The sequence below is a fragment of the Massilia phyllosphaerae genome (genome assembly GCF_034659755.1).
In the GTDB taxonomy this organism is placed as follows: Bacteria; Pseudomonadota; Gammaproteobacteria; order Burkholderiales; family Burkholderiaceae_D; genus Telluria; species Telluria phyllosphaerae.
Genome location: NZ_JAXSQX010000004.1, coordinates 668481 through 680496 on the forward strand (window position 1 = coordinate 668481; position 12016 = coordinate 680496).

11 protein-coding genes are annotated in these 12016 nt (G+C 65.2%); 4 read left to right on the top strand and 7 right to left on the bottom strand.

All coding sequences use genetic code 11. The features are described from left to right. The first annotated feature begins 21 nt into the window (after window positions 1-21). From gatA to U1H99_RS18835, 3 genes are all read left to right on the top strand, one after another. Window positions 22-1497 (top strand): Asp-tRNA(Asn)/Glu-tRNA(Gln) amidotransferase subunit GatA, encoded by a 1476-nt coding sequence (gene gatA / locus U1H99_RS18825; RefSeq protein WP_323143230.1) that lies wholly within the window; start codon window positions 22-24, stop codon window positions 1495-1497. Between the two features lie 141 nt (window positions 1498-1638). Next, window positions 1639-3099, top strand: coding sequence for an Asp-tRNA(Asn)/Glu-tRNA(Gln) amidotransferase subunit GatB (gene gatB / locus U1H99_RS18830; protein ID WP_323143231.1), 1461 nt, complete (start codon window positions 1639-1641; stop codon window positions 3097-3099). Between the two features lie 122 nt (window positions 3100-3221). After that, window positions 3222-3953, top strand: coding sequence for a hypothetical protein (locus tag U1H99_RS18835; protein WP_323143232.1), 732 nt, complete (start codon window positions 3222-3224; stop codon window positions 3951-3953). Window positions 3954-4002: 49 nt separating this feature from the next. On the opposite strand, the gene pyrE is transcribed toward U1H99_RS18835, so the two are convergent. After that, a complete protein-coding gene (gene pyrE / locus U1H99_RS18840; protein WP_323143233.1) occupies window positions 4003-4656 on the bottom strand; it encodes an orotate phosphoribosyltransferase in 654 nt (217 codons plus the stop codon). Between the two features lie 214 nt (window positions 4657-4870). Here pyrE and U1H99_RS18845 point away from each other — a divergent pair, with 214 nt between their 5' ends. After that, entirely contained in the window at window positions 4871-5641 is a 771-nt protein-coding gene (locus tag U1H99_RS18845; RefSeq protein ID WP_323143234.1) for an exodeoxyribonuclease III, read from the top strand. Here the strand turns inward: U1H99_RS18845 and U1H99_RS18850 are convergent. From U1H99_RS18850 to ptsP, 6 genes are all read right to left on the bottom strand, one after another. Further along, window positions 5629-6306: a CPBP family intramembrane glutamic endopeptidase gene (locus U1H99_RS18850; RefSeq protein ID WP_323143235.1), complete on the bottom strand. Its 678-nt coding sequence runs from the start codon at window positions 6304-6306 to the stop codon at window positions 5629-5631. The genes U1H99_RS18845 and U1H99_RS18850 overlap by 13 nt on opposite strands. A 110-nt stretch (window positions 6307-6416) precedes the next feature. After that, window positions 6417-7358 carry an RluA family pseudouridine synthase gene (locus U1H99_RS18855; RefSeq protein WP_323143236.1) on the bottom strand — a complete coding sequence of 314 codons (942 nt, stop codon included), beginning with the start codon at window positions 7356-7358 and terminating at the stop codon, window positions 6417-6419. 8 nt (window positions 7359-7366) lie between these two features. Further along, window positions 7367-8269, bottom strand: coding sequence for a M48 family metallopeptidase (locus U1H99_RS18860; RefSeq protein WP_323143237.1), 903 nt, complete (start codon window positions 8267-8269; stop codon window positions 7367-7369). A 42-nt stretch (window positions 8270-8311) separates the two neighbouring features. After that, complete coding sequence (gene metW / locus U1H99_RS18865; RefSeq protein ID WP_323143238.1) at window positions 8312-8929, bottom strand: methionine biosynthesis protein MetW; 618 nt, start codon at window positions 8927-8929, stop codon at window positions 8312-8314. Then, window positions 8926-10056: a homoserine O-succinyltransferase MetX gene (gene metX / locus U1H99_RS18870; RefSeq protein WP_375341631.1), complete on the bottom strand. Its 1131-nt coding sequence runs from the start codon at window positions 10054-10056 to the stop codon at window positions 8926-8928. The genes metW and metX overlap by 4 nt, the downstream gene beginning before the upstream one ends. Window positions 10057-10121: 65 nt before the next feature. Further along, on the bottom strand, window positions 10122-11876 hold the full coding sequence (gene ptsP, locus U1H99_RS18875) for a phosphoenolpyruvate--protein phosphotransferase (protein WP_323143240.1): 1755 nt from the start codon (window positions 11874-11876) through the stop codon (window positions 10122-10124). Window positions 11877-12016 lie beyond the last annotated feature (140 nt).

Sequence of the window (12016 nt, forward strand, 5' to 3'; positions counted from 1 at the left end):
CAGGGATCGCCGTAAATCATCATGCATAATAAAACCATCAAGGAGCTGTCCACGCTCCTGCATTCCAAACAGGTGTCCGCCACCGAGCTGGCACGGCATTATCTGGACCGCATCGCGGCCAGCCAGCACAACGCCTTCCTGGACGTCAATCCGGAACTGACGCTGGCCCAGGCCGCGGCTGCCGATGCGCGCCTGGCCGAGGGCAGCGCCGGCCCGCTGACCGGTATCCCGATCGCGCACAAGGACATCTTCGTCACCAAGGGCTGGCGCTCGACCGCCGCCTCGAAGATGCTGGGCAACTACGTCAGCCCCTTCGATGCGACCGTCGTCGAAAAATTCGGCGATGCCGGTATGGTCACGCTGGGCAAGCTCAATTGCGACGAATTCGCGATGGGCTCGGCCAACGAGAACTCAAGCTTCGGCGCCGTGAAGAACCCGTGGGACGCACTGGCCGTGCCGGGCGGCTCGTCAGGCGGCTCGGCCGCCGCGATCGCCGCGCGCCTGGCGCCGGCCGCAACCGGCACCGACACCGGTGGCTCGATCCGCCAGCCGGCCGCCTTCTGCGGCATCACCGGCATCAAGCCGACCTACGGCCGCGTGTCGCGCTACGGCATGATCGCCTTCGCCTCCTCGCTCGACCAGGGCGGCCCAATGGCGCGCACCGCCGAGGATTGCGCCCTGCTGCTGAACGAGATGGTCGGCTTCGACGGCCGCGACTCGACCAGCCTCACCGCCGACCAGGGCAACGCCCGCGAAGATTTCACGCGCGAGCTGAACGCGCCGATGGCCGGCCTGCGCATCGGCGTACCGAAGGAATACTTCGGCGAAGGCCTGGCCGCCGACGTCGAACAGGCCGTGCGCGCCGCGCTCGACGAATTCGTGAAACAGGGCGCGACCCTGGTCGAGATCTCGCTGCCGAAGACGTCGCTGTCGATCCCGGTGTACTACATCATCGCCCCGGCCGAAGCCTCGTCCAACCTGTCGCGCTTCGACGGCGTGCGCTACGGCTACCGCGCCCCGGAGTACACCGACCTGCAGGACATGTACAAGAAGACCCGCGCGCAGGGCTTCGGCAAGGAAGTCCAGCGCCGCATCATGGTCGGCACCTACGTGCTGTGCCACGGCTACTACGACGCCTATTACGTGCAGGCACAGAAGATCCGCCGCCTGATCGCCGACGATTTCCAGGCCGCGTTCAAGGACAAGTGCGACGTGATCATGGGCCCGGTGGCCCCGACCGTCGCCTGGGACCTCGGCGCGAAATCCGACGACCCGGTCGCCAACTACCTGGCCGACATCTTCACGCTGTCGACCAGCCTGGCGGGCCTGCCTGGCATGTCGATCCCGGTCGGCTTTGGCCAGGGCGAAAAGAACGCCAAGCGCCCGGTCGGCCTGCAGATCATCGGCAACTACTTCAGCGAAGCCAAGCTGCTGAACATCGCGCACCAGTACCAGCAGGCTACGAACTGGCACCAACAGGCGCCTGAAGGTGTCTAACGTTCGCGTGGGCACGGGGTGCCTACCCTACGCATGGCGAAAGCAGTCGTAAGGAAGGGGTCAGAGCCCGGTTTTGCTTCTAAAGGGCTCTGACCCCGGTGTGCAGCCGCAACGCCGGCAAAGACAAAAAGAGAGAACACTATGCAATGGGAAGTCGTCATCGGTCTTGAGAACCACGTCCAGCTCACGACCAATTCGAAAATCTTCAGCGGCAGCTCGATCCGCTTCGGCGCCGAGCCCAACACCCAGGCCAGCCCGGTCGACCTGGCGCTGCCGGGCGTGCTGCCGGTGCTGAACCACGGCGCCGTCGAGCGCGCGATCCGCTTCGGCCTGGCGGTCGGCGCCAAGATTGCGCCGCAGTCGATCTTCGCGCGCAAGAACTATTTTTATCCGGACCTGCCGAAGGGCTACCAGATCAGCCAGATGGACGACCCGGTGGTCCAGGGCGGCACCATCAGCTTCGCCTATGAAAAAGACGGCAAGCTGGAAACGAAAACCGTCAACCTGACCCGCGCCCACCTGGAAGAGGACGCCGGTAAATCGCTGCACGAGGATTACGCCGGCATGAGCGGCATCGACCTCAACCGCGCCGGCACGCCGCTGCTCGAGATCGTGTCCGAGCCGGAAATGCGCAGCGCCGCCGAAGCGGTCGCGTATGCGAAAGCGCTGCACGCGCTGGTGATGTGGCTGGGCGTCTGCGACGGCAACATGCAGGAAGGCTCGTTCCGCTGCGACGTCAACGTCTCGGTGCGTCCGCTCGGCCAGAAGGAATTCGGCACCCGCTGCGAGATCAAGAACCTGAACTCCTTCCGCTTCATGGAAGAGGCGATCCACTACGAAGTGCGGCGCCAGATCGAGCTGATCGAAGACGGCGGCAAGGTCATCCAGGCGACCCGCCTGTGGGACCCGGACCGCAAGGAAACCCGCTCGATGCGCACCAAGGAAGACGCGCAGGATTACCGCTACTTCCCGGACCCGGACCTGCCGCCGCTCGTCATCCAGCAGGACTGGATCGAGCGCATCCAGGCCAGCATGCCGGAACTGCCGGCCGCCATGCGCGACCGCTTCATCAAGGACTACGGCCTGCCCGAGTATGACGCCCTGATCCTGACCGGTTCGCAAGTCATGGCCAACTACTACGAAGCGGTGGTGGCCAAGGCCGGCAAGGACAACGCCAAGGCCGCCGCCAACTGGATGATGGGCGACGTCTCGTCGACCCTGAATCGCGAGGGCGTCGACCTGGCCGAGTCGCCGGTCGAAGCCTCGCAGCTGGCGCTGCTGCTCAAGCGCATCGCCGACGGCACCATCTCGAACAAGGCCGCCAAGGAAGTGTTCGCCGCGATGTGGGACGCCAAATCGGAAGACGAGCACCTGGCCGACATCGTGATCGAACAGAAGGGCCTGAAGCAGATCTCGGACACGGGCGCGCTGGAAGCCATCGTCGACGAAGTCCTGGCCGCCAACGCCAAGTCGGTCGAGCAGTACCGCGCCGGCAAGGAAGCGGCGATCAATGCGCTGATCGGCCAGGCCATGAAGGCGTCGAAGGGCAAGGCCAATCCGGCGCAGGTGACGGAGCTGCTGAAGAAGAAGCTGGCGGGTTAAGTTTCCGGCTGTATTGCAAAGAACCGGGCTTGCCCGGTTTTTTTACGCCGCTGCGCCTCGCTGAAATCGGAAGACGGGCCGGATCGCTATAATCCGCCGATATCCTGTCGAGGAATGGTCCGATGCGCAAAGCTGCCCTGCCCTGTCTCCTCCCCCTGCTGTTCGGCGTGGCCGGCGCCCACGCCGATGGCGGCAGCGAAGAACCCACCCAGGTGTATGTCGCCGACGGCGAACTGGTGTACGTCGGCCTGCTCGAGCCGCACGCCAACGCGCGCCTGTTCGCGCTGTACGACAGCCTCGCCGACAAGCCGGCCGTGCTGTCGATCCGCAGCCGCGGCGGCACCACCAGCCACGGCCTGGCGCTCGGCCGCTGGGTGCGCGACCACAAGCTCGACGTGAAGGTGATGGAATACTGCATGTCGTCCTGCGCCAACTACGTGTTCCCGGCCGGGATCCACAAGCTGGTCAGCAACTTCGCCGTGATCGGCTTCCACGGTGGCCTCAGCAGCAAGACCTTCCAGTTCGACCCCGCCACGCAACGGATGCTGGACGCCCTGGCGCCCGAAAAACGCAAGGCGATGCTGGACCAGATCGCCTCCACCATCAAGGACGACGCCCGGCAGGAGCAGGCGTACTTCAGGACGCTCGGCGTGCGCGCCGACTACGTCACGCTGGGCCAGGAAGAACGCTACCAGCGGCGCCAGCGCAGCGATCCGAACGCGGTCGGCTGGACGTATTCGCTGGACGATTTCGCGCGCCTGGGCGTGCGCGACATCACGGTCATCAATCCGCCCTGGCGGCCCGGCAGCGCCCTGAAAAACATGTCGTTCGAGGTGCTCAGGCTGGAAGAGTGAGCGGCCGCATCGATCTCGCTACACGCTTTGGCGCGTCCGCCGCAGCATGTCAGACCCCGTACTGCGCGCGATACGCCGCCACCGCGTCCTTGTGATCGCCCAGCGACGGATCCGCCTCCAGGTAGCCGAACAGGTCGGCCAGGTTGGCGATCGAGATCACCGGGATGCCGTAGTTCTGGCTGACTTCCTGCACCGCCGACAGCGGCGACAGCACGCCATCCTTGCCACCCCGTTCCATGCGGTCGAGCGCGATCAGGACGGCGGCCGGTTCGGCGCCGGCGGCGCGGATCATGGCCACCGATTCGCGCACCGAGGTGCCGGCCGAGATCACGTCGTCGATGATGACGACCTTGCCCTTGAGGCCGGCGCCGACGATGGTGCCGCCTTCGCCGTGGTCCTTGGCTTCCTTGCGATTGTAGGCGAACGAAGTGTTGTGGCCCTTGGCGGCCAGCGCCACCGCGGTCGCGGAGGCCAGCGTGATGCCCTTGTAGGCCGGGCCGAACAGCATGTCGAATTCGACGCCCGAGTCGATCAGGGTCTGGGCGTAGAACTGGGCCAGCTGGCCCAGGGTGGCGCCGTCGTGGAACAGGCCGGCGTTGAAGAAGTACGGCGACAGGCGCCCCGCCTTGGTCGTGAATTGACCGAATTTCAAGACTCCGGCCTCGACCGAAAACGCGATAAATTGTTGGCGCAGATTGCTCATGACTTCCCCTGGATTCGAAAGCCCGTATTGTAATGCGCCGCACCGTCCGGGTGGCGGCCGCCGCCGCAGTTTCAACGCAGGCTTGCCAGCCGGTTCGACGTTCCTACTGAGCAAAAAACGCGTTACACTATCCGGCTACAATCCTGTTGCTGTAGCATCACATCGGCAGCCAACGGCAGCGTCCGGCTCTCATCTCCGTATTATTTTCATAACCATGCCAAGAATTATTTCCGCCAACCTGAACGGCATCCGCTCCGCCCACAAGAAGGGTTTCTTCAACTGGATGGCCACGCAGGATGCCGATTTCATCTGCGTCCAGGAGCTGAAGGCCCAGCAGGCCGACATGACCGAGGAATTCCTCGCGCCGCACGGCTACCACGGGCATTTCCACTACGCCGAGAAGAAGGGCTATTCGGGCACCGGGGTCTATAGCCGCATCAAGCCGGACATGACCTCGACCGGTTTCGGCTGCGTCGAATTCGACGGCGAAGGCCGCTACACCCGTGCCGACGTCGGCAACCTGACCGTGATCTCGGTGTACTGCCCGTCCGGCTCGTCCTCGCCCGAGCGCCAGCTGGCCAAGTTCCGCTTCATGGAAGTCTTCCTGCCGCACCTGGAGCAATTGAAGGCCGAAGGCCGCGAAGTCGTGATCTGCGGCGACTGGAACATCGCGCACAAGGAAATCGACCTGAAGAACTGGAAAGGGAACAGGAAGAATTCCGGCTTCCTGCCGGAAGAGCGCGCCTGGATGACGCGCATCTTCGACGAACTGGGCCTGGTGGACGTGCACCGCGTGGTCAACCAGGAGCCCGAGCAGTACACCTGGTGGAGCAACCGCGGCCAGGCCTGGGCCAAGAACGTCGGCTGGCGCATCGATTACCACGTCGCCACCCCGGGCATCGCCGCCAAGGCGCATGCGGTGTCGATCTACAAGGAAGCGCGCTTTTCCGACCACGCGCCGCTGATCATCGACTACGCGCTCTGATAGAAATAAAAATAGGGAACCACGTAGCAGACGACGTGGGCCAGCACGACCGGGAACAGGCGGCCCCGGTAATGATAATAGATGCCCAGCACGACACCGCAGAGCGCCATCGCCAGCGCGCACGCCGGCCCCTGGTACATGTGGCCAAGCACGCGTATCAGCACGGTGATACCGATGGCCGTCGATGCGCCGAAGCGGCGCAGGCCGCGCATCAGGTAGGCCAGCAGGAAGATCTCTCCGTAGCTGCCGTCGACGAGTACCATGAGCAGGATGCTGTACCAGGAGACATGGGCTGCCGGTACCATGTCACCCAGCGGCGATCCTGACGGGTGCGGCGCGAGCCAGAATACCAGCATGCCCACCAGTGCGCAGCACAGGCACAGGCCGATGCCGGCCAGGGTGCCGCGCCAGGACGGGCGCGGCACCAGGCTCCTGAGCGGATAGGCGCGCACATGCAGAACAGCTAGCGCAATGATGCCCAGTACGCATTGAAAAAAGATGACTGCGGCGACAGCGTCGTCGCTGAAGCTCACCAGGCGTACCGGACCCGACATGACTGCCAGCGAGCCGAAAATGGTACTGCCAAAACACAGCAGCACCATACCAAGGGCCTCGCTCGGGGCAGTGTGGGGCGGCAGGTCGTCGCGCTTGCGGACTTCTCTCATCGGCGCCGCCTGCAGCCGGCAAGATCAGGAATGTGGATGAATGTCATGACCGGTGATCCAGGAAATCCGGTCAGGATAGCATGTTGTAATCAGGCAATATGTGCGGATTGTCACACCGGCGGCCACTCCAGCACGCGCCGGCTTTCGAAGCTGCGCGCCTCGCCGGTGAGTGGATCGTCGAAGCCGATGCGGCGCGCCAGCAGCTGCAGCGGCGCCGAATAATCGTCGCCCTTGCACGGCAGCGCCACCGGATAGAAGGCATCGTTCAGGATCGGCACGCCCAGGGACGCCAGGTGCAGGCGCAGCTGGTGCTTGCGGCCGGTATGCGGATGCAGGCGGTAGCGCGCGATATCGCCGCGGCGCTCGATCAGTTCCACCAGCGTTTCCGAGTTCGGCTCGCCCTCTTCTTCCTTCATCACGAAAAATTTTTCGCCGTCGACCATGCGGCTGCGGTGCGTAAAGGGGAAGGCGCGGCCTTCGAGCACCGGCGCCAGCGCTTCGTACACCTTGCGGATGCTGCGCTTCTGGAACATCGACTGGTAAGTGCCGCGCGTGGCCAGGTTGTGCGAGAAGATGACCACGCCGGCGGTCTCGCGGTCGAGGCGGTGGATCGGGGTCAGGTGCGGCAGGTCGAGCTTGCGCTTCAGGCGCACCAGCAGGGTCTCGCGCAGGAAGCGTCCGGTCGGGATCATCGGCACGAAATGCGGCTTGTCGACCACCAGCAGGTGGTCGTCCTGGAACAGGATGGCTTCGTCGAACGGGATCGGCGTCTCTTCTTCCAGCTCGCGGTAATACCAGATGCGCATGCCCTGGCGCACGTGGCTGTCCGGCTGCAGGCGCTGGCCGCTCGCGTCGACCACGTCGCCGCGCGCCAGGCGCGCGGCCCAGGACGGGCCGCCGACCGCGCCGAAATGCGCTTCGAGAAAGGGCAGCATGCCCCCGGTGCGGGTCTCGTTGATCCACAGGTAGCTGGGGGCCACGCCGTCGCGCACCGGCAGCGGCACCTGGGCGTTGGCTTCGGCCTGGTGGCCCTTCCTGACGAAACGTGCCATGCAGTCCTTCAGCGCGATGCGAGATTGGTGCGGTATGGCGGCAGCCGGTCCACGGGAACGCCCTTGCTGCGGGCGTACAGCGGCAGCAGCACGTTCATGTGGGACTGTATCTGCTCGATGCGATGGCTGCCGCCCGGGTGGGTCGACAGCAGCTCGATCGGTGCGCCGCGGCCGTCCAGCGCCGCCATCTTGTTCCACAGGGCGATGCCGGCGCGCGGGTCGTAACCGGCGCGCGCGGCGATGTCGAGGCCGACCAGGTCGGCTTCGCGTTCCTCGTCGCGCGAGAACTTCAGCACCACCATCTGGCCGGCCGCATTCGCCGCGCCGCGCACGTCGTAGCCCGACCAGGCCGACAGGATGGCGCCGCCGATGCCGGTGACCAGGCTGGTCGTGGTCGACTTGCTCATGCGCTCGCGCCCGTGCTCGCGCAGCGCGTGCGCGATCTCGTGGCCCATCACGGCGGCGATCTCGTCGTCGGTGAGTTTCAGCTTGTCGATGATGCCGGTAAAGAAGGCGATGCGCCCGCCCGGCATGCAGAAGGCATTCACCTGGTTCGAGCGCAGCAGGTTGACCTGCCAGTTCCACTGGTTCGCCTTGGGATTCCAGCGCGCCGTCTGCGGAATGATGCGCTGGGCAATGGCACGCAGGCGCTTGACCTGCGGATCGGCCGGCGCCACCAGCGCGCCCTTCTCGCGCGCCTGGCCCATCAGCGCCGTGTACTGCTGGGCCGACTGTTCGTTGATGGCCTGCTCGGGCGCGGTCATGCGCCGCCACATGCCATCCTTGAGCGGCTCGACGGCGATCCCGTCCTGCACCACTTGCCCCTTGCCATCCTGTGCCGGTTCGCGTGCCGCGGCCGGTACGCCCTGCATGGCGGCGCACAATGCCGCCAGGATAAATAACTTTTTCATGGTCGTGCTCACCTGCAATCGATGTCAATACTGCACATCATATCAAGTGACGACCAAGTCCTTCTTGCGCAATCGGAACACGGCCAGGCTGCCGCGCAGGTTCGGCAGGAAGGATACCGGCTTGCCATCGGCCAGCGCCACGTATTCCAGCACTTCCAGCCCGCACTTCTCGGCCAGTTCCTTGAAATCGTTGATCGTGGCGTAGCGCACGTTGGGCGTGTCGAACCACTGGTAAGGCAGCGAGCGCGACACTGGCATGCGGCCCTTGAGCAGCGAGATGCGGTGCGGCCAGTGCGCGAAGTTCGGGAACGAGACGATGGCTTCCTTGCCGACGCGGACGATGTCGCGCAGGCGCGCCTCCACGTGCTGCATCATCTGCAGCGAGGACAGGCACAGCACCATGTCGAAGGCATTGTCGCCGAACAGGTCGAGGCCCTGCTCCATGTCGTGCTGGATGACGTCGATGCCGCGCTTCGTGCTTTCCAGGACCTTGTCGTCGGCGATCTCGACGCCGTAGCCGGTGCAGTGCTTGCCGGTTTCCAGGTAGCGCAGCATGGCGCCGTCGCCGCAGCCCACGTCCAGCACGTGCGAACCGTTGCGGACCCAGTGCGCGATGAAGGCGAGGTCGGGGCGCAGGGTGCTCAGGTCTTCGAATTTCATGCGGCCTCCTTTGCCTTGGCATCGACACATTCTTCCCAGATGCGGCCGTAGTAGGCACGCACGATGCTCATGTAGCGCGCATCGTCCAGCAGGAAGGCATCGTGGCCGTGCGGCGCGTCGACCTCGGCATAGGTCACCTTGCGGCGGTTGGCCAGCAGCGCCTGCACGATCTCGCGGCTGCGCTCCGGCGAGAAGCGCCAGTCGGTGCTGAAGGAGGCGATCAGGTACTGCGCCTGGGTGTTTTCCAGCGCCTTCTCCAGGCTGCCCCCATGCTCGCGCGCCGGGTCGAAATAATCGAGCGCCTTGGTGATCAGGAGGTAGGTGTTGGCATCGAAGTATTCCGAGAACTTGTCGCCCTGGTAGCGCAGGTAGGACTCGATCTCGAAGTCGACCCCGAAGCCGAACTTGTAGTCGTCGTTCTCGGACGCGTTGCGCAGCTTGCGGCCGAACTTTTCCGCCATGTCGTCGTTCGACAGGTAAGTGATGTGGCCGACCATCCGTGCCACTTTCAGGCCGTTCTTCGGCACCACGCCGTATTCGTAGAAGTCGCCGCCGCGGTAGTCGGGATCGGTCAGGATGGCCTGGCGTGCGACGTCGTTGAAGGCGATATTCTGGGCCGACAGCTTGGGTGTCGAAGCGATCACGATGCAGTGGCGCAGGCGCTGCGGGAACATGATCGACCAGGCCAAAGCCTGCATGCCGCCCAGCGAGCCGCCCATCACGGCCGCGAAACAATCGATGCCGAGCCGGTCGGCCAGGCGTGCCTGGGCCGCGACCCAGTCTTCCACCGTCACCACCGGGAAGGCGGCGCCATACGGCTTGCCGGTGTCCGGATTGATGTGCATCGGCCCCGTGGAACCGAAGCAGGAGCCGAGGTTGTTGATGCCGATAACGAAGAAGCGGTCGGTGTCCACGGGCTTGCCCGGACCGACCATGTTGTCCCACCAGCCGGCGCTTTTCGGTTCATTGGCGTAGTGGCCGGCCACGTGGTGCGATGCGTTCAGCGCGTGGCAGATCAGCACCGCATTCGATTTGTCGGCATTCAGGGTGCCGTAGGTTTCGTACATCAGCGTGTAGTCGCCGAGGGCGGCGCCGCTTTGCAGGCGCAGCGGTTCGGCGAAATGCATCGCCTGGGGTGAGACTGTTCCGAGAGAAGCCATGGATTTCGTTATTCAGTAGTACAGCGCTGGTATTACAGTGACTGCAGTTGCTCCACGGCCTCGGCGATGTCGCCGGGTTCCATCGCACGCAGGATGCGGCGGGTGCGCGTGGTCAGGGTTTTGAGGTCGCTCGCCAGGATTTCCTGCTTGACCGCCAGCAGCTGGGCCGGGTGCATCGAGAATTCGCGCAAGCCCATGCCGAGCAGCAGGCGCGTCAGCTTGATGTCGCCCGCCATCTCGCCGCACACGGCGACGTCGATGCCGGCCTTGGCACCGGCCGCGATCGTCATCGCGATCAGGTTCAGCACTGCCGGGTGGAGCGGATTGTACAGGTGCGCCACCTCGTAGTCGACGCGGTCGATCGCCAGCGTGTACTGGATCAGGTCGTTGGTGCCGATCGACAGGAAATCCATGCGCTTGACGAACATCGGCAGCGCCAGCGCGGCGGCCGGGATCTCGATCATGGCGCCGACCTCGATGGCCTCGTCGAACTCCATCCCCTGCTCGCGCAGCTGGGCCTTGGCCTGGGCGATCATGTTCAGCGACTGGTCGATCTCGAAGGCGTGCGCCAGCATCGGGATCAGGATGCGCACCTTGCCGAAGGCCGAGGCGCGCAGGATCGCGCGCAGCTGGGTCAGGAACAGCTGCGGCTCGGCCAGGCAATAGCGGATCGCGCGCAGGCCCAGCGCCGGGTTCAGCGCCGTGTGCTCGGTCTGGTCCAGCGGCTTGTCGGCGCCGACGTCGAGGGTGCGGATGGTGACCGCGCGGCCCTTCATCGCCACCACCGCCTTGCGGTACTGCTCGAACTGCTCGTCCTCGCTCGGCACCCGCAGCGCCTGGGCGCCGCGGCCCATGAACAGGAATTCGGAGCGGAACAGGCCGACGCCGTGGGCACCGGCCTCCAGCGCCGCCGGACAGTCGTCGGGCAGCTCGATGTTGGCCAGCAGCGTGATGGACGTGCCGTCCCGGGTGACGGCCGGCGTCTTCTTCAGCTTGAGCAGGCGCTTGCGCGCCTTGATCAGGGCAGTCTGGCGCGCCCGGTACTGCTCCAGCACCAGCGCGCTCGGATTGCAGATCACCACGCCCGCATCGCCGTCGACGATCACCCAGTCGTCCTGCTCGACCAGGCGCGAGGCCTGGCTCATGCCGACCGCGGCCGGGATGTCGAGGCTGCGCGCGACGATCGCGGTGTGCGAGTTCTGGCCGCCGACGTCGGTCACGAAACCGACGAACGAGCGGTCGCGGAAGGCCAGCATGTCGGCCGGCGAGATGTCGTGGGCGACCACGATCATCTGCGGCTGGAAGTGGTCCTCGCCCGCCGGCGCCGGCGGCGCCGACAGCTCGGTGCCCATCAGGACCTTCAGCACGCGCTCGGCGACCTGCTGGATGTCCTGCTTGCGCTCGCGCAGGTAGGCATCCTCGATCTCGTCGAACTGCGCCGACAGCTCGTCGATCTGGGTCACCAGCGCCCACTCGGCGTTGTAGTGGCGCGAACGGATGATGTCGAGCGGCGCCTCCGAGATCATCGGGTCGGACAGGATCAGCACGTGGACGTCGATGAAGGCGCCCAGTTCGGTCGGCGCATCCTTGGGCAGGTCGGTCCACAGGTCCTGCAGGGTGCGGTGCACCTGGGCGATGGCTTCCTGCAGGCGCTTGACCTCGGCCTCGACCTGTTCTTCCGCCACCAGGTAATGCTTGACGTCGAGCGCGGCCGGCGTCAGCAGGTGCGCGCGTCCGATCGAGATTCCGCGCGAGACCGGAATGCCATGCAGGGTGAACGATGCCATCGATTTTCCCGGGTGACCGCGGCCGGCTCGTGATTCCGGCATTAGAGCACCTCGAAGAACCGTAGCGAGCGGCGGCAATGCCGTTCGAGAAGCGGAGCCGTACGAGAAGTACGGCGAGCATCGCAGGGCGGCAGTGCAAC